This window comes from Halocalculus aciditolerans (assembly GCF_014647475.1).
Lineage (GTDB): Archaea > Halobacteriota > Halobacteria > Halobacteriales > Halobacteriaceae > Halocalculus > Halocalculus aciditolerans.
Window position 1 is genome coordinate 130,978 of record NZ_BMPG01000001.1, and the last position, 16,303, is coordinate 147,280.

The 16,303-nt window shown below is 67.2% G+C and carries 17 protein-coding genes and 1 pseudogene; 10 read left to right on the plus strand and 8 right to left on the minus strand.

The window, feature by feature from the left end:
* Positions 1-2,181, minus strand: a complete 2,181-nt coding sequence (locus tag IEY26_RS00670) for an ATP-dependent DNA helicase (RefSeq protein WP_229773867.1) — start codon at positions 2,179-2,181, stop codon at positions 1-3.
* Between the two features lie 45 nt (positions 2,182-2,226).
* Positions 2,227-3,174: a cation diffusion facilitator family transporter gene (locus tag IEY26_RS00675; RefSeq protein ID WP_188974814.1), complete on the minus strand. Its 948-nt coding sequence runs from the start codon at positions 3,172-3,174 to the stop codon at positions 2,227-2,229.
* A gap of 94 nt (positions 3,175-3,268) precedes the next feature.
* Here IEY26_RS00675 and IEY26_RS00680 point away from each other — a divergent pair, with 94 nt between their 5' ends.
* Positions 3,269-3,784: a metallophosphoesterase gene (locus IEY26_RS00680; protein ID WP_188974816.1), complete on the plus strand. Its 516-nt coding sequence runs from the start codon at positions 3,269-3,271 to the stop codon at positions 3,782-3,784.
* 41 nt (positions 3,785-3,825) lie between these two features.
* Positions 3,826-3,945 (plus strand): DUF7859 family protein, encoded by a 120-nt coding sequence (locus IEY26_RS17825; RefSeq protein ID WP_449405264.1) that lies wholly within the window; start codon positions 3,826-3,828, stop codon positions 3,943-3,945.
* A 158-nt stretch (positions 3,946-4,103) separates the two neighbouring features.
* On the opposite strand, the gene IEY26_RS00685 is transcribed toward IEY26_RS17825, so the two are convergent.
* Positions 4,104-5,120 (minus strand): threonine aldolase family protein, encoded by a 1,017-nt coding sequence (locus IEY26_RS00685; protein WP_188974818.1) that lies wholly within the window; start codon positions 5,118-5,120, stop codon positions 4,104-4,106.
* Between the two features lie 116 nt (positions 5,121-5,236).
* Here IEY26_RS00685 and IEY26_RS00690 point away from each other — a divergent pair, with 116 nt between their 5' ends.
* The 3 genes and pseudogenes from IEY26_RS00690 to IEY26_RS17770 all read left to right on the plus strand — a co-directional run.
* Positions 5,237-6,334 carry an aminopeptidase gene (locus IEY26_RS00690; protein WP_188974820.1) on the plus strand — a complete coding sequence of 366 codons (1,098 nt, stop codon included), beginning with the start codon at positions 5,237-5,239 and terminating at the stop codon, positions 6,332-6,334.
* A gap of 340 nt (positions 6,335-6,674) precedes the next feature.
* The gene (locus tag IEY26_RS00695) at positions 6,675-7,097 is read left to right on the plus strand and encodes a hypothetical protein (protein WP_188974821.1); all 423 of its coding nucleotides are present in this window, start codon (positions 6,675-6,677) and stop codon (positions 7,095-7,097) included.
* A 194-nt stretch (positions 7,098-7,291) separates the two neighbouring features.
* Positions 7,292-8,194: pseudogene (locus IEY26_RS17770) on the plus strand (hypothetical protein); the annotation flags it as partial.
* Positions 8,195-8,318: 124 nt separating this feature from the next.
* Here the strand turns inward: IEY26_RS17770 and IEY26_RS00705 are convergent.
* The 3 genes from IEY26_RS00705 to IEY26_RS00715 form a co-directional block, all read right to left on the minus strand.
* The gene (locus IEY26_RS00705) at positions 8,319-9,566 is read right to left on the minus strand and encodes an aminotransferase class V-fold PLP-dependent enzyme (RefSeq protein ID WP_188974823.1); all 1,248 of its coding nucleotides are present in this window, start codon (positions 9,564-9,566) and stop codon (positions 8,319-8,321) included.
* Between the two features lie 94 nt (positions 9,567-9,660).
* Positions 9,661-9,951, minus strand: a complete 291-nt coding sequence (locus IEY26_RS00710) for a DUF424 domain-containing protein (protein ID WP_188974825.1) — start codon at positions 9,949-9,951, stop codon at positions 9,661-9,663.
* Entirely contained in the window at positions 9,948-10,691 is a 744-nt protein-coding gene (locus IEY26_RS00715) for a tetratricopeptide repeat protein (protein ID WP_188974827.1), read from the minus strand. Before IEY26_RS00715 ends, IEY26_RS00710 begins: the two co-directional genes overlap by 4 nt.
* Positions 10,692-10,744: 53 nt before the next feature.
* Here IEY26_RS00715 and thpR point away from each other — a divergent pair, with 53 nt between their 5' ends.
* The 4 genes from thpR to IEY26_RS00735 all read left to right on the plus strand — a co-directional run bounded on the left by thpR (position 10,745) and on the right by IEY26_RS00735 (position 12,481).
* Positions 10,745-11,305 (plus strand): RNA 2',3'-cyclic phosphodiesterase, encoded by a 561-nt coding sequence (gene thpR / locus IEY26_RS00720; RefSeq protein ID WP_188974831.1) that lies wholly within the window; start codon positions 10,745-10,747, stop codon positions 11,303-11,305.
* Between the two features lie 66 nt (positions 11,306-11,371).
* Positions 11,372-11,524, plus strand: coding sequence for a 50S ribosomal protein L39e (locus tag IEY26_RS00725; RefSeq protein ID WP_188974833.1), 153 nt, complete (start codon positions 11,372-11,374; stop codon positions 11,522-11,524).
* 2 nt (positions 11,525-11,526) lie between these two features.
* Positions 11,527-11,808, plus strand: coding sequence for a 50S ribosomal protein L31e (locus tag IEY26_RS00730; RefSeq protein ID WP_188974835.1), 282 nt, complete (start codon positions 11,527-11,529; stop codon positions 11,806-11,808).
* A 7-nt stretch (positions 11,809-11,815) separates the two neighbouring features.
* Positions 11,816-12,481, plus strand: coding sequence for a translation initiation factor IF-6 (locus tag IEY26_RS00735; RefSeq protein ID WP_188974837.1), 666 nt, complete (start codon positions 11,816-11,818; stop codon positions 12,479-12,481).
* Positions 12,482-12,570: 89 nt separating this feature from the next.
* Here IEY26_RS00735 and IEY26_RS00740 read toward each other — a convergent pair whose 3' ends face one another.
* Positions 12,571-12,849, minus strand: coding sequence for a DUF7553 family protein (locus IEY26_RS00740; protein ID WP_188974839.1), 279 nt, complete (start codon positions 12,847-12,849; stop codon positions 12,571-12,573).
* A gap of 131 nt (positions 12,850-12,980) precedes the next feature.
* On the opposite strand from IEY26_RS00740, the gene uvrB reads away from it, so the two are divergent.
* Positions 12,981-15,038 (plus strand): excinuclease ABC subunit UvrB, encoded by a 2,058-nt coding sequence (uvrB, locus tag IEY26_RS00745; protein WP_188974841.1) that lies wholly within the window; start codon positions 12,981-12,983, stop codon positions 15,036-15,038.
* Here uvrB and IEY26_RS00750 read toward each other — a convergent pair.
* Positions 15,035-16,225 carry an SPFH domain-containing protein gene (locus IEY26_RS00750; RefSeq protein WP_229773873.1) on the minus strand — a complete coding sequence of 397 codons (1,191 nt, stop codon included), beginning with the start codon at positions 16,223-16,225 and terminating at the stop codon, positions 15,035-15,037. The genes uvrB and IEY26_RS00750 overlap by 4 nt on opposite strands.
* Positions 16,226-16,303: the final 78 nt, after the last annotated feature.

Here is a 16,303-nt window from a genome sequence, read left to right on the forward strand (position 1 = left end):
TCAGGGCGTCGGCGGCCCGTTCGGTCCCCAGGCGTCCATGTCGGAGAAGAAGTTCAGCATCGCGAACTTCAGCTTCGACGGGTCGATGTCCACCATCTCCCCGCGCTCCTCCGGCGGGAAGGACATGTTCACCGAGTATTTCTTCATCCCCGTTCGGCTCTTGGCGGTGTAGCGGCGGTCGACGAGCGCGCGCACCCCGAAGTCGTCGGGCGAGCGGATGACGCGCCCGAGCGCCTGCCGCGTCTTTCGCACTGTCGGGACTTCGACGGCGTACTTCCAGCCGGCGTCCTTCGCGTCGAACGTCTCGTCGTAGGCGTCCTGAATCGCTTCCGCGCGCTCGTCGAGATGGGGGTAGGGGACGCCGACGACCGCGACGCTCCGGGCGTCGTCCCCGTCAAAGGAAACGCCTTCTGCGAGGGTCCCCCAGAGGCTCGTGAAGAGCACGCCGTCGTCGCCCGCGACGAACTCCTGGCGGAGGTCCTCGGCGCTCACGCCCGGCCGGTCGAGGTATCTCGTCTCCTCGACGTCGCCGAGGAGGCCGTGGTAGCGCTCCGCCTCCGAGTAACTCGGGAAGAACAACAGGGTGTTCCCCGGCGTGAATCGCGTCATGTCGCGGAGCACGCCCGCAACTTCCTCTTGCACCGCGCGGTCCTCCCGCGCCGACGAGAACAACGGCTCCGTGTCGACGGTGAACGTTCGCCTGTGTTCCTCCGGGAACTGGAGGCCGTACGCCATCTCCACCGGGTCCTCCAGGCCGAGTAACTCGCCCACGACCTCGAACGGGCGGAGCGTCGCCGACATCAGGACGCTCGCGTGCACCGAATCGAAGAGGTCGATGGTGACCTCCTTCGGGATGCACGTGTAGAGCTCCGCGCGCCCGTACACCTCGTTCGTCCCGGCGTCCCGCCGCACTGCGGCCGTCGGATACTGGCCGAGCGCGTCGCCGTCGGTGAGGTAGGCGTCGATGAACTCCGCCGCCTGCAGCGTCTGACAGTCCTGCCGCGTCGCCGCGTCCCCGTTCCGATACGCGTCCTCGTACTGCTCGTCCAACTCGGAGCCGAGCGCCCGCGCGTCGTCGACGTCCTTGCTGATGCCGCGCCCCGAGTACGCCTGCAAGAAATTCAGGGTGAGGTCGTCGCGTTTCCGCTCGTTCGCCACCGGGACGTCCCGCCAGTTCTCCTCCACCTGCTCGAACTCGTACTGCGAGAGCGCCGACTCGTAGGTGTCTCTGAGCGCGTCCCGGAACGCCGACACGACGTTGCGCGCGTGGGCCGCACGCGGGTCGTCGCTCTCGTCGAGTTCGCCCACCGCCTCGTCGAGCGTATTCTCCGTCAGCGTCTTCGACGCGTGCTCGCGCGCCGCGTCCTCCACGTTGTGCGCCTCGTCGAACACCACGACGACGTCCTCCGGGTCGCGGCCCAGCCAGCGGAAGAACTGCGCCCTGATACCCGGGTCGAGGAGGTGGTGGTAGTTACAGACCGCGAGGTCCACGCCCTCCATCCCGTCCTTGAGGAGCTCGTACCCGCAGAGCCCCGCCTGCTCCGCGTACTCGTAGACGTCCTCCGGCGTCCGCACGCCCGAGTAGAGCCACTCGTAGAACTCGTCGGTGTCCTCCCGGAGGTTGTTGTAGTACCGCTCGCACGTCGACCCCTCCCGGAGGTCCTCGACGTCCGCGCGCACGCCTTCGAGTTCGTCCATCACCGCCTGCCGCGCTTCCACCGCCGCGTCGTCGCCCTCGTTCGCCGCGTCGAGGAGCTCCTGCTGGCGCTGCTCTAAGCTCTCCAGGTCGCGCTCCGCGTCCACGAGCTCGTAGGTCTCGTCGCGCAACACCTGACACTCCTGGTAGTCGACGTCGATGTGACACATCGACCCCTTCCCCTTGAAGACGACCGCCCGGATCGGCTCTTCGTCGTTGATTTCGCGGGCCTCCCGGACGAACTGCCGCATCTGCTGGTGGACGTTCGTCGTGATGACGACCGTCTTGTCCGTCTCCCGCGCGTACTCCAGCGCGGGCGCGAGCGCCGCGAGCGTCTTCCCCGTCCCGCACGCTCCCTCGAAGAGCACGTCGCGGCCCTCGTCGAGCGCGTCGCTGATCTCCGCCATCGCCGCCGACTGATTGTCGTACGGCGACGGCTTCGGGAAGAACCGCAGGAACTCGGGGTTCGAATCGCTCGCGGCCACAATCACGAACGAATTGGTCGCCTCGACGTAAAAACTCGCGGGTCGCTACACTTCCGGCTCGATGTAGACCTTCTTCACGGCCGGGTTCTGGTGGACGATGCGCTCTTCCATGTCGGTGATCTTCGAGTCGATACTCCCGGTGTCGAGCGCCGGGTCGAACTCGACGTCCGCGGTGACGAGTAAGCGATTCGGCCCGAAGTAGACCGTGCGGAAGTCGACGATGCGGTCGACGCCGTCCGTCCGCTCCACGACCGTTCGGAGCTTGTCCTCCTCGTCGCGCGGCAGGCTCTCGCCGAGCAGGAGGCGCTGGTTCTCCAGCGCGAGCGCCACCGCGAAGCCCATCAGGAGGAGTCCGATGATGAGCGCCGCCGACGCGTCGTAGACCGGGTTCCCCGTGTACTCCGTGAGGAAGACGCCGACGAGCGCCGTCCCGAGCCCGAGCACCGCGACCGTGTCCTCCGTGAACGCCGTGAGCGTCGTGACGTTGCTCGTCTTCTTGAACGCCTCCACGAGCCCGCTCCACCCGTGGCGGTCGATGTCCAGTCGCATCCCCCGGTACGCCTTCGTCAGCGCGTAGCTCTCGAAGACGATGCCGGCGAGCAACACTGTGTAGTTCACGTAGACCGCCGGGAACGTCGACCCCAGCAGGGTGACGGTGCCGCCGAGGATCTGCCCGGTCTCGCCGTGCGTGAGCGCGTGATACCCGTGGCTCGCGGACTCCCAGCCCGCGATGCCGAAGAGGAGGACGGAGACGAGGAAGGAGTAGAAGAACTGCGCTTTCCCGTACCCGAACGGATGCGAGCGCGTCGCCGTCTTCGCGCCGTGCCGGATGCCGATGAGGAGGAATATCTGGTTCCCCGTATCGCTGATAGAGTGGTAGGTCTCGGAGAGCATCGCGGGACTCCCCGTCAGGGAGAACCCGATGAACTTCACGACCGCGATGGCCGCGTTCGCGAAGAGCGCCGCGAGCACCACGGATTTACTCTCAGCCATGTATCCACGCCTTCTTCGGGCGCACACTTGAACGCCCGGGGAGACCGCCCGCCGGTGGAAACGACTACAACGCCCCCGGCCGGATCTCTCGAGTATGCTCGCCGTGCTCTCCGACACGCACAGCCAGAGCGGCCACGAACTCGCCGGCGCGGCGAAGACCGCCGTCGAGAACGCCGACGCCGTGATTCACGCCGGCGACTTCACCACCCCCGCCGCCCTCGACGCCTTCCACGACGCCGCCCCTGAGTTCTACCCCGTCCACGGGAACGCTGACGCCCCTGCGGTGAGAGAGCGTCTCCCGGAAGCTCGCGTCGTCACCACGCACGGCGCGACCGTCGCCGTCACCCACCGCCAGCGGGGCGGCGCGACCGGCCTCGCACTCTTCGGCCGCGAACGCGACGCCGACCTCGTCGTCTCCGGCCACACTCACCGCGCCAGCGCGACCGAGACCGACGACACCGTCCTCCTCAACCCCGGCAGCCACGCCGACCCCCGCGGCGGCCACCCCACTCACGCCGAACTCCGCCGGGACGGCGACGCCCTCGACGGCCGCATCGTCCACCGCAACGGCGACGTCCTCGACGAGTTCACCGTCTCCCTCGACGCCTGACCGGCGAAACTGTTACGCCGCCACGGCCGCAACCACCGGGCATGGACCCCGTGGCGATCGCCCTCATCGTCGTCTTCCTCGCCTTCGTCTTCTTCTGCTACCTCATGATCCGCCGCACCCTCCTCAGCTTCCGCGAAGGGTTCGAAGATACCCAGAAATAACGCGGTTCTCCCTCGCTCGCTCCGCTCGCTCAGTCCGAACCGCGGTAAGGCGAGCGGGGAGGAACGACCCGCGAGCCAGCGCGACGCGTAGAAACCGGTTGGCTGTCGGCGCGGAAAGCGGCCGGAAATAGCGAGATTCGGTGCGGTGTCGCAGGCGCTTAGACGATCTGTTCGACGGCGTCGATGGCGGCGTCGACGTCGGTTTCGTCGACGTCGAGGTGGGTGCAGAAGCGGACGGTGTAGTCGCCGAACTCCGCGCCGAGGACGTCGCGTTCCTCGCACTCGCTGAGGAAGTCGGCGGCGGTCATGCCGGTGTTCTCGGTGTTGACGAGGACGATGTTGGTGTCGGGTTCAGGGGCCGAGAGGCCGTCGAGGCTGTCGAGGCCAGCGGCGAGGCGGCGGGCGTTGGCGTGGTCCTCGGCGAGGCGGTCGACGTTGTCGAGGGCGAGGCGGCCGGGGGCGGCGATGAGGCCGGCCTGGCGCATCCCGCCGCCGAAGTGCTTGCGCTCGCGGCGGGCGGCCTCGACGAACGCCTCGCTGCCCGCGAGCATCGACCCGACGGGCGCGCCGAGCCCCTTCGAGAGGCAGAACATCACGGAGTCGACGGGCTCGGCGAGGTCCGCGATGTCGACGCCGAGGGCGACGGCGGCGTTCCCGATACGCGCGCCGTCGACGTGCACGGGGACGCCGTGCTCGTGAGCGGCGTCGGCGGCGGCTTCGACCTCGGCGACCGTCGCGGTGGTCCCGCCCATGCGGTTATGGGTGTTCTCCAGGCAGAGGATGCCCGTGCCGGCCTCGTGGAGGCCTTCGGGGACGACTTTCTCGTGGACTTGCGCGGGCGTCGGGACGCCGTTCCCCGCGCCGTCGTACGGCTTCGTCTGGAGGCCCGCGTGCGTCGCGAACCCGCCGAGCTCGTAGTGGTAGACGTGGCTCTCTGCCTCTACCAGCGCCTCCTGGCCGTGTTCGGTGTGGACTTTCGCCGCGATCTGGTTCCCCATCGTCCCCGACGGGACGTAGAGCGCGTCCTCCGTTCCCGCCAGTTCGGCGGCTTCCGCCTCCAGCGCGTTCACCGTCGGGTCTTCGAGGTAGACGTCGTCGCCGGTCTCCGCGTCCTTCGCGGCCGCTCGCATCGCGTCGCTCGGCTGCGTCACCGTGTCGCTTCGGAAGTCGATCATACCGCTCTCTCCGACTCGCGCGCGGAAAAACGCTCTCGTCGCGGCACGCCCGCGGTATTTCTTTCGCCCGCGCGTGGTCGTAAACGGTATCCCTCGCGTCCCCGCATCTAGCGGGTATGGACCCCCGCATTCGCGACCACGCCGAAGTGCTCGTCCACCACTCCGCGGACATCGGCGCCGGTGACACCGTCGTCGTCTCCGCGCCGCCCGTGGCCGAGGACCTCGCCGTCGCCATCTACGAGGAGCTCGCACAGGTCGGCGCGACCCCCGTGATGACGTACGGCGGCGATACCTCCCTCGGGGCGGACCGCGCCGCCCGCGCCTACCTCAAACACGCCGACGAGGACGACCTCGCGAACCCCGACCACCTCCAGGCGCTCTACGAAGCCAGCGACGCCACCATCCGCGTCCGCGCTCACGAGAACGTCACCGAGCGCGCCGACGTCGCCAGCGGGAAATCCGCCGCCTACCAGAAAGCCATCCAAGAGACCCGACACGAACTCCTCTCTACCACCTGGGTGCTCACCCAGTACCCCGCGCCCGCCGACGCGCAGCTCGCCGGCATGAGCACCGCCGAGTACGCGGACTTCGTCTACGACGCGGTGAACAAGGACTGGGACGAACAGCGCGAACATCAGGCGCAGATGGTCGAAATCCTCGACCCCGCCGACGAGGTCCGTATCGTCTCCGGCGACCACACGGACCTCACCATGTCCGTCTCGGGGATGAAGACGCTCAACGACTACGGCGAGAACAACCTCCCCGGCGGCGAAGTCTTCACCGCGCCCGTCCCCGACTCCGTCGAGGGCACCGTGCTCTTCGACCTCCCGCTCTACCACCAGTCGAAGGAGATCGAGGACGCCTACCTCGAGTTCGAGAACGGCGAAGTCACGGGGTACAGCGCGTCGAAGAACGAAGACCTCCTCGGCGAAGTCATCCACACCGACCCCGGCGCGAGGAGACTGGGAGAGCTCGGCATCGGGATGAACCGCGACATCGACCGCTTCACCTACAACATGCTCTTCGACGAGAAGATGGGCGACACCGTCCACCTCGCCGTCGGCATGGCCTACGAGGAGTGCGTCCCCGACGACGTCGAGCGCAACGACTCCGCCACCCACGTCGACATGATCGTCGACATGAGCGAGGACTCCCGCATCGAAGTCGACGGCGAGACCGTGCAGGAGGACGGGACCTTCGTGTTCGAGGAGTAGGTTGTCCCGACCACGGTCGGGACAACTACCAGTCCGAACGGGGAGCAGAGCGACCCGCGAGGAGTGAGTCGCGCCGACCGATAGGGAGGCCCGACTGAATAGCCGAACGGGGAACGGAGTGACCCGTGAGGCCCCGGGCGTGCGGAGTGATTCGCTGTTCGGTCCGTTGGTGGGCGTTCACGCCGGCACTCGTCGGGTTCGGGGCCGCGCGCCGGCGGGGTTTCGCGGTCGGCCCCGAAGCGGCCGTCAGGTCACGGGTCGAGCTGGCCGCGTTCTCGTACTTGAACCCTCAGTTGGTTCGGCCTGAACGGCTTAGTGGGGCGGCGGTGAAGCCGGGCGTATGGGGCATCGGGACCGGCTGGCGCGGACGCTGCTCGACGAGTCGTGGGCGTACGGGTACACGCTCACGATCTGGGGGAGTGGGGCGTTCCTCATCGCGGAGTTCGGCGTGCCGACGCACGTCGACGTCGTCGCGTACATCACGGGGTCGCTTCTCGGGTTCGCGGCGCTCGCCTGGTACAGCTATGGTGGGCTCACGGTGTCGGTCGACCGCGAGCCGCGGCAGGTCGAGACGGTGGCGGAGATGGTGCATCTCGCCGCGACGCTCCTCAACCTCCTCCTCGTGCTCGGCGTCCTCGTCGCGCTCAATCGCGCGGACGTCACACCGCCGCTCGTCTTCGCGCTCGCCGGCGTCCAAGCGACCGTCGGCTACAGTGTCTTCCTCCTCGTCGAAGGCTACCTCGGCGAAGAGCTACGCACCTGAAACGTACCACTGACCGGCGTCCGACGGCCGAGCGGCTCGGAGAGCCCGGTAGGTTCGCGATTCACTCGCCTGAAGGGCGAGGCCCAAGCGCGAGCGAAGTGTAGCGAAGGGAGCGAGTAGGCCGGAGAGGAAACCGACACACTGCGACCGACCGACTCGCGAATCTATAAGTACCGTCGCCCCATCTCTGATGTCTGGATGTGCGTCGAACTGCCGTCGTGAAACTCGCCGTTTCCGACGAGCAACGCGACGCACTCCACCGAACCGCCGAGCAATACCTGTACTGCGCGAACCGAACCGCCGACTACTGTTGGTCCGACACTTCATACAGCGAGTGCAAGACCAACAAACGGCAGGTCCGGGACGCGCTCTACGCCGAACTCCGAGAGGAGACGGATCTACAGGCACAACTCGTCTAAGCTGCCATTCGTCGCGCCGTCGAACCCGTCACAGGCGTTGTCGAACGGTGGGAGAAGGGACAGCGCGTCTCTTGCCCCACGTTCTCCGCCGAGACGATGGACTACGACACGCGGAGCGCGACCGTCTACCGTAACAAGGCATCGCTGGCAACTGTTGAGGGTCGGGTCGAACCCTCGTTCGTTCTCCCGTGTCGTCGCCGCAGCGTGGACACACGCCCTCCGGGGTCGGGTCGAACCCTCGTTCGTTCTCCCGGCAAACAGCCCGACGCCCTACGACCAGTACGTTCTCTCGGAGGACTACGAGTTCCGCGAGAGTACGCTTCGGTACGACGCGGCGACCGACGAGTTCTACCTTAACATCTCGACGCGGCGACCGACGAGTTCTACCTTAACATCTCGACGCGGCGGATAGACGGCGTTGACGAGACCTCCGTCTCGTCCGCACACCAGAACGCTCCGCGTTCTGGGGACGACGACGAGGTTCCGGAAGATACCGGGCACCCCGACCAAACGGTCCTCGGTATCGACCTCGGCGTCAACAGTCTCGCCGTCTCATCGACCGGCACATTCTGGAACGGGGACGACTACGACCACTGGTGCCGCGAGTTCGAGAAGCGACGCGGTGAATTCCTCGCCCACGCCGGGGAGCGGAGACGCAGAAGTAGACCTGCGTATAACTGGTGGGGCGTTGAACGGCGACGGGCACCGACGTATTGTCGAAGCCTGATTGCCGGGAGTCCACATCAAAGCCCCCCTCAACGAAGCGAGGTCCGTATGGACCGAGCGAGTAGGGTGGGGTAGTTTACTTGAAGATGCTGATGGCGTCGTCGATGCCGTCGAGGAGGGCGTCGACCTCTTCTCTCGTGTTGTAGAGGTAGAAGGAGGCGCGGACGCTGGCGGCGATGTCCATCTTCTGGTGGAGGGGTTGGGTGCAGTGGTCGCCGGCGCGGATGGCGACGCCGTGGTCGTTGAGGATGCTGGAGAGGTCGTGGGCGTGGATGCCGTCGACGTTGAAGGCGACGAGGCCGCCGCGCTCTTCGCCGAGGGGCGGGCCGTAGACCTCGACGTCGTCGTATTCGGCGAGGCGTTCGTAGGCGTACTCGGTGACGTGGGTTTCGTGCTCGGCGATGCGCTCTAACCCTATTTCGTCGAGGTAGTCGGCGGCTTCGGCGAACGCGATGCCCTGGCTGATGACGGGCGTGCCGGCTTCGAACTTCCAGGGGACGTCCGCCCAGGTGGCGTCCTCGTAGGTGACGCGGTTGATCATCTCGCCCCCGTAGGTGAAGGGCTCCATGTCCGCGAGGAGGTGTTTCTTCCCGTAGAGCGCGCCGACGCCGGTGGGGCCGGCCATCTTGTGCGCGCTGAACGCGTAGAAGTCGGCGTCGATGGCCTCCACATCGACCGGGCGGTTCGGGACGGCCTGCGCGCCGTCGACGAAGATGAGCGCGTCCTGCTCGTGTGCGAGGTCGGCGAGTTCGCTCACGGGGTTGATCGCGCCGAGGACGTTGGAGACGTGGACGACGGAGACGAGCGCGGTATCGGGACCAATGATGTCCTTCGCGGCGTCCATGTCGAGGGTCTGGTCGTCGTCGATGGGGATGTAGCGCACCGTCGCGCCCGTCTTCTTCGCGATCTGCTGCCAGGTGACGAGGCTGGCGTGGTGCTCCATCTCCGTGAGCACGACTTCGTCGCCGGGGCCGAGTTCGTTCAGCCCCCACGAGTACGCGACGAGGTTCTCGCTCTCCGTGGTGTTCTTCGTGAAGACGAGTTCCTCGCGCCCGCCGGACGCGCCGACGAACTCCGCGATGCGGTCGTGCGCCTCTTCGTACGCCACCGACGCCTCCTGACTCAGCTGGTGGATGCCGCGGTGAACGTTCGAGTTGTAGTTGTAGTAGTAGTCGACGATGCTGTCGACGACCTGTTTCGGGGTCTGCGTCGTCGCCGCGTTGTCGAAGTAGACGAGCGGGACGCCGTCAGAAACCTCCCGGTCGAGCACGGGATAGTCCTCGCGGAGCGCCGCCACGTCGAGCGCGCTCGAACTCTGACTCATTGCCTAACGAGAGGGGACGAAGGGTCTACAGTGCTTCGATACGGGGAGTACTCCCCGGTGTTACGGTTCCGCGTCGCGGGTCTCCGGAGCGCAGTTAGACCGCGAGGAGTTGGGCGTGCCGCGTGCCGTCGACGTCGAGGACGACGTTCTCGTCAACGAACCCCTCCTCGATGGCGAACTCCACGGTGTGGGTTCCGACGAGATTCGCGACGCTCGCGCGGGTGAGCGCGTCCGTGACGGCGTCGGTCGTGGCGGCGTCGCCGCCGTAGAACTCCTCGGTGACGTCGATGGTGACGCCGTCCTCCTCGAAGGTCTCGCCGAGGATGTCGGCGTCGCAGACCGTGACGAGGAGGCCCTCGTTCGTCTCGCGCTCCGTCAGTATCATTGGTCGACGAGGCGTTCTTCTTGCTGCTGACGCATCTCCTCGGCCTGCTTGCGGGCCTCCTCAGCTTCTTCTTCTCTCCCGAGCTCGTCGAGCGCGCGGGTCTTCTCCTCGTAGACGTCCGCCTGCCGGAAGCCGAGGCGGATGGCGTTGTCGAAGCACTCCAGCGCGTCCTCGTGTTGGCCGCGCTCGTTCTGGATGTAGCCGAGGTTGTACCAGGCGTGCGGCAGGCGGTCGTCGACGCGCACCGCGTTCTCCGCGTGCTCGAAGGCTTCCTCGTCCTCACCGAACTCCCAGAGCGCATAGGCAAGATTCGTCTCCGCCTCCGCCGCGAACTCGCCGTCGGAGTCGACGTAGAGGGCTTCGCGGTACGCGCCGATGGCGTCGTCCCACTCCTCCATCTGGCCGTGCGCGACGCCCTTGTTCACCCACGCCTCTTGCTCTTCGTTCTCCGTGTCGGCGTAGCGCGCCGCGCGCTCGAAGGCGTCCGCGGCCTGCTCGAAGCGATTGATACCCATGTAGTTCAGGCCGACGTCGAGGAGCGCGTCCGAGTCGACGTCCTCCGCGCGGACGTTCCGCTCGTCGAGCGTGTCGGTGACCACGCGGCTGTCCACCGGGTCGACCGTCGACGGGTCGACGTCGAGCTCCGGCGGGTCGAAGTCGAACCCCTCGTACGGCTCCTCGAACCCCTCACCCTCCGAGAAGCGGTGGTCTCGCCGCTCCGGCTGGTCTCGCTCAGTCATCACTCTCCTTAGCGCGGCGAGTTGGTTAAGGGCTACGCACGAAAAACACGTCCGTGCGACTATTCGTCTCTCTCGACCTCTCGCCCGACCTCCGCGACGCCGTCGCCACCGTGCAGGAGTCCTTCGCCGACGCCGGCGGCCTCTCCTTCACCGACCCCACACAGGCGCACGTCACGGTGAAGTTCCTCGGCGACGTCGACGCCGACCGCGCCGACACCGTCAGCGAAACCGTCGCCGACGCCGTCGAAGCCATCGATGTCGGCGCGTTCGACGCGTCGTTCGAGGGGCTCGGCGTCTTCCCCAGCCTCGACTACATCAGCGTCGTCTGGCTCGGCGTCGACGACGGCAGCCGCGAACTCACTCGGCTCCACGAAGCCATCGACGACGCGCTCGCCGCGGAGGGGTTCGAGCGCGAAGACCACGAGTTCACGCCACACGTCACGCTCGCACGCATGCAGGACGCCCGCGGGAAAGCCCGCGTCGTCGACCGCGTCGAGAACACGCACCCCGTCGCCGGCCGGATGCGCGTCACCGAACTCACGCTCACGGAGAGCACGCTCACCGCGGACGGCGCGGTCCACGAGACGAAGGAATCCTTCCCGCTCACGGAGTGAACCCGCCGCGTCTCGCGGGACGAGAAGAACAAGGTTTTAAGCCCGGCAGGGGTAGTGGCGGGCACTATGGGTAAGAAGTCGAAGGCGAAGAAGAAGCGTCTCGCGAAGCTCGAGCGCCAGAACAGCCGCGTCCCCGCGTGGGTCATGATGAAGACCGACCGCGACGTGCAGCGCAACCCCAAACGCCGCAACTGGCGGCGTAGCGACACGGACGAATAACGATGAGTGCAAGCGACTTCGAAGAACGAATCGTCACCGTCCCGCTCCGCGACGTCAAGGCGGAGCCGAAACACAAACGCGCCGGCAAAGCGACGACGCTCATCCGCGAGCACCTCGCCAAGAACTTCGCCGTCGACGAGGACGAAGTCCGCCTCGACCCCTCCATCAACGAGGCCGTCTGGGCGCGCGGGAACAAGAACCCGCCGAGCAAGGTCCGCGTCCGAGCCGCCCGATTCACCGAAGAGGGCGAAACGGTCGTCGAAGCCGAGTACGCAGACGAGTAATCCACTCTTGCTTCGCGCGTCGTTCTCCGGTTCGCCGTACGTCGGTGTGTTCGCCCGAGCGACCGACGGCGTCGTCGTCGCCCGCTCGGACCTCTCCGATAGCCTCGCCGCCGACGTCGAAGACGAACTCGACGCTCCCGTCGTCCGCACCACCATCGGCGGCTCTTCGACCGTCGGCAGCCTCATCACCGGGAACTCCACCGGCCTCCTCGCCACCAGCCGCCTCCGCGACCGGGAACGCGACCGCCTCACGGACGCCACCGACCTCACCGTCGGCACCCTCCCCGGCCGCGTGAACGCCGCCGGCAACGTCGTCCTCGCCAACGACACCGGCGCGTACGTCCACCCCGACCTCTCCCGGGACGCCCTTCAGGCCGTCGAGGACGCCCTCGGCGTCCCCGCCACCCGCGGCCGCCTCGGCGACTCCCGCACCGTCGGTGCCGCCGCCGTCGCCAACAACCGCGGCGTCCTCTGCCACCCCAAGACCACCGACGACCAACTCGACGCCGTCGAGGACGCCCTCGGCGTCCCCGCCGACATCGGCACCATAAATTATGGTGCCCCCCTCGTCGGCTCCGGCCTCGTCGCCAACGACAACGGCTACATCGTCGGCGAAGACACGACTGGCCCCGAACTCGGCCGCATCGAAGACGCCCTAGGCTATATAGACTGAGCCGTCTCCTCGGGACGCCTTCTCGCTGGCCGTCTCACCGACTGGAGAGAGATCGTCGTCTTCGACGGTTCTGTTGTCGACGTCGCTTCCTAGACGCCTTCGACGGTCTCTCTGTAGGCGACGACTTCCGCGCGGGCTTCCTCGATGGCTTGCTGGACGCCGGATTCGCCGTCGGTCTGGTCTTCGAGTTCGTCGAGGACGTGGGTGAGGCGGGCGAGGCGGCCGTGGTCGAGGCCGCGGTCTTTCTCGCTGGCTTTGTCGACGGCGTCGGCCTGCGTCTGGAGGCGCGCGCGGGCGTCGTCGTCCTCGGTGAGGTCGGCGGCTTCGCGGAGGAATTCGGCGGCGGTGGCGAGGTGTTCGTGCGTCATACCCGTGGAGTCGCAGAGCGAGGTGGAAAAGGCTTCGCCGGTGGTCAGTGTCGCCGGCGTCGCGGTCGGCTTCGGATTGTGAGGGTCGGTAGGCGGTCCGCTCAAGTGTCCGCGCGCCCACCTAGAAGACAATGAGTGACGCCGACTCCGGACCCTTACAGCCGGACGAGCCGGAGGCCGAACGGCCGTTCCGAGTGGACGCGCCGTTCGAGCCGGCGGGCGACCAGCCCGAAGCCATCGAGGGGCTCGCAAACGGGTTTCTCGAGGGCTTACAGGACCAGACGCTCCTCGGCGTGACCGGGTCGGGGAAGACGAACACGGTGTCGTGGGTCGTCGAGGAGATTCAGAAACCCACGCTCGTCATCGCGCACAACAAGACGCTCGCCGCGCAGCTCTACGACGAGTTCAAATCCCTCTTCCCGGACAACGCCGTCGAATACTTCGTCTCCTACTACGACTACTACCAGCCGGAGGCGTACGTCGAGCAGACCGACACCTACATCGACAAGGACGCGTCCGTGAACGAGGAGATCGACCGGCTACGCCACTCGGCGACGCGCTCCCTCCTGACCCGGGACGACGTCATCGTCGTCGCGTCGGTGTCCGCCATCTACGGGCTCGGTGACCCGAAGAACTACGTCGAGCAGGCGTTCCGCGTCGAACGCGGCCAGGAGCTCAACCGCGACGAGCTCTTGAAGCAGCTCGTCGACCTCAACTACGAGCGCAACGACGTCGACTTCACGCAGGGCACGTTCCGGGTGCGCGGCGACACCGTCGAGATCTTCCCGATGTACGGCCGATACGCGGTCCGCGTGGAGTTCTGGGGCGACGAAGTCGACACCCTCCGAAAACTCGACCCCCTAGAGGGCGAGGTGAAGTCGGAGGAGCCCGCGGTGCTCGTCCACCCCGCCGAACACTACTCCATCCCCGAAGACCTCCTCGAGTCGGCGACCGAGCGGATCGAGGACGACATGCACGAGCGCGTCCAGCAGTTCGAGCGGCAGGGCGACCTCCTCGCCGCCCAGCGCATCGAGGAGCGCACGACCTTCGACCTCGAAATGCTCGAAGAAGCCGGCTACTGCAGCGGCATCGAGAACTACACGCTCTACTTCTCCGACCGCGAACGCGGCGACGCCCCCTACACCCTCCTCGACTACTTCCCCGACGACTTCCTCACCGTCATCGACGAATCCCACCGTACTGTCCCGCAGATTAAGGGCCAGCTCGCCGGCGACAAATCCCGGAAGGAGAGCCTCGTCGAGAACGGCTTCCGCCTCCCGACCGCCTACGAGAACCGCCCGCTCTCCTTCGAGGAGTTCCAGGAGAAGACGGACCAGACCCTCTACGTCTCCGCGACGCCCGGCGACTACGAGCGCGAGGTCTCCGAGAACATCGTCGAGCAGATCGTTCGCCCGACACACCTCGTCGACCCGGAGGTGGAAATCTCGCCCGCCGACGGTCAGATCGACGACCTCATGGAGCGCATCCGCGAGCGCACCGAGAACGACGAACGCACGCTCGTCACCACGCTCACGAAGCGGATGGCCGAAGACCTCACTGAGTATCTGGAGGAAGCGGGCGTCGCCGTCGAGTACATGCACGACGAGACGGACACCCTAGAGCGCCACGAACTCGTCCGCGGCCTCAGGCTGGGCGAGTTCGACGTCCTCGTGGGTATCAACCTCCTCCGCGAGGGCCTCGACATCCCCGAGGTCTCACTCGTCGCCATCCTCGACGCCGACCAGCAGGGCTTCCTGCGGAGTCGGAACAGCCTCATCCAGACGATGGGGCGCGCCGCGCGGAACGTGCACGGCGAAGTCGTCCTCTACGCCGACGAGACGACGGACGCGATGGCGGACGCTATCGAGGAGACGCAGCGCCGCCGCCGCATCCAACAGGAGTTCAACGAGGCGCACGGCGTCACGCCGACGACCATCGAGAAGGCGGTCTCGGAGACGACGCTCCCCGGCGCGAGCGGCGAGGAGTCGGCGTCCACCGGCGGCGACGTCACGAGCGAGGCCGAGGCTCGCGCGCGCATCGCGGAACTCGAAGAGCGCATGGACGACGCCGCCGGAAACCTCGAGTTCGAACTCGCCGCCGACATCCGCGACCGAATCCGCGACCTCCGCGAGGAGTGGGACTTCGAGACGAAAGACCGCGGCGTCGAACCGGAGACGGACGGCTTCTAGTCGATCTCGATCTCGACGGCGGCGTCGTCCGGGTCGACGCCCGCGACGTCCTCGGGGTCGACCTCCTCGACGAGGTCGCCGATGTCGTCCATCCCGATGAACTCCCGCGCCGCCGCCTCCAACGCCTTCCCCTCTAGTGGCGACCCGCCGCCGCCCCCGCCCGAGATGTGCTCGCCGTAGCGGCCGAGGAGGGTCGTGAGCTCCTGCGGAATCACGTAGGTCGTCGCCGCGCCCTGGCCGATGCGTTCGAGGGTTTCCATGCCGCGTTCGATGATGGCGCGCTCGCCCATCGACTCCGCGGCGCGCGCACGCAGGACTCTCGCGACCGCCGCGCCCTGCGCTTCGAGCACCGTCGCCTGCTTCGCGCCCTCGGCCGCCGTGACGTTCGACGTTTTGTCGCCCATCGCGCGCTCGACCATGCTCTGGCGTTCGCCCTGCGCTTCCAGAATCATCGCGCGACGCCGGCGCTCCGCGGACGACTGTTGCTCCATCGCGTGCTTCACGGTGTCGCTCGGCATCACTTCCTGGACTTCGACGGCTTCGACGCGGACGCCCCACGGGTCCGTCGGCTCGTCGAGCTCCTCCCTGATGCGGCGGTTAATCTCGTCCCGGCGGGAGAGCGTCTCGTCGAGCGTCATGTCGCCGATGACGGCGCGGAGCGCGGTCTGCGCGAGCAGGCCGACCGCGCGCTCGTAATCCTCGACCTCCAGGAAGGCCTTCTTCGCGTCCATCACGTGGAGGTAGACGACGGCGTTCGCGGTCACGGGCGAGTTGTCCTCCGTGATGGCTTCCTGCTTGGGGACGTCGAGCATCGTCGTCCGCATGTCGAAGCGCTGCGTTCCGGAGACGAACGGCGGCACGAAGTTGATGCCGGGCTCCAGGACGCCGACGAACGCCCCGAGGACGGTGTACGTCTGGCGCTCGTAAGCCTGGACGATGACGACGGAGTGCGAGACGACGAAGACCGCGCCCGCGAGCGCGAACAGCGCGATAGCCGTCGACACGGAGGCGAAGGAGACGCCGAGACCGACGACGAAGAGCAGGCCAGCGATGACCGTTCCCGGCCCGATTGCGGAGTTCTCGCGGTCCTCGCGCTGCATCGTCGGCGTCGAGTCGGCGTCGTCGCCGAGCTCGCCGGCGAGCCGCCCGAGCCGGTAGAAGATGCTCTCCCCGCCGCGAGATGACATACGTCGTACTCCTTCGCGACACCTGATAAACGCTCGGGTGACAACCACCCCTTGAAGGGGGTCGCCGTCGACCGCTCG

Bases quoted from the DNA above. Each gene is read 5' to 3' on its own strand.
- IEY26_RS00730 (WP_188974835.1), top strand. From the start codon at position 11,527: ATGAGTGCAAGCGACTTCGAAGAACGAATCGTCACCGTCCCGCTCCGC.
- IEY26_RS00680 (WP_188974816.1), top strand. From the start codon at position 3,269: ATGCTCGCCGTGCTCTCCGACACGCACAGCCAGAGCGGCCACGAACTC.
- IEY26_RS00695 (WP_188974821.1), top strand. From the start codon at position 6,675: ATGGGGCATCGGGACCGGCTGGCGCGGACGCTGCTCGACGAGTCGTGG.
- uvrB (WP_188974841.1), top strand. From the start codon at position 12,981: ATGAGTGACGCCGACTCCGGACCCTTACAGCCGGACGAGCCGGAGGCC.
- IEY26_RS00685 (WP_188974818.1), bottom strand. From the start codon at position 5,120: ATGATCGACTTCCGAAGCGACACGGTGACGCAGCCGAGCGACGCGATG.
- IEY26_RS17825 (WP_449405264.1), top strand. From the start codon at position 3,826: ATGGACCCCGTGGCGATCGCCCTCATCGTCGTCTTCCTCGCCTTCGTC.
- IEY26_RS00675 (WP_188974814.1), bottom strand. From the start codon at position 3,174: ATGGCTGAGAGTAAATCCGTGGTGCTCGCGGCGCTCTTCGCGAACGCG.
- IEY26_RS00725 (WP_188974833.1), top strand. From the start codon at position 11,372: ATGGGTAAGAAGTCGAAGGCGAAGAAGAAGCGTCTCGCGAAGCTCGAG.
- IEY26_RS00750 (WP_229773873.1), bottom strand. From the start codon at position 16,225: ATGTCATCTCGCGGCGGGGAGAGCATCTTCTACCGGCTCGGGCGGCTC.
- IEY26_RS00705 (WP_188974823.1), bottom strand. From the start codon at position 9,566: ATGAGTCAGAGTTCGAGCGCGCTCGACGTGGCGGCGCTCCGCGAGGAC.
- IEY26_RS00710 (WP_188974825.1), bottom strand. From the start codon at position 9,951: ATGATACTGACGGAGCGCGAGACGAACGAGGGCCTCCTCGTCACGGTC.
- IEY26_RS00715 (WP_188974827.1), bottom strand. From the start codon at position 10,691: ATGACTGAGCGAGACCAGCCGGAGCGGCGAGACCACCGCTTCTCGGAG.
- IEY26_RS00690 (WP_188974820.1), top strand. From the start codon at position 5,237: ATGGACCCCCGCATTCGCGACCACGCCGAAGTGCTCGTCCACCACTCC.
- IEY26_RS00740 (WP_188974839.1), bottom strand. From the start codon at position 12,849: ATGACGCACGAACACCTCGCCACCGCCGCCGAATTCCTCCGCGAAGCC.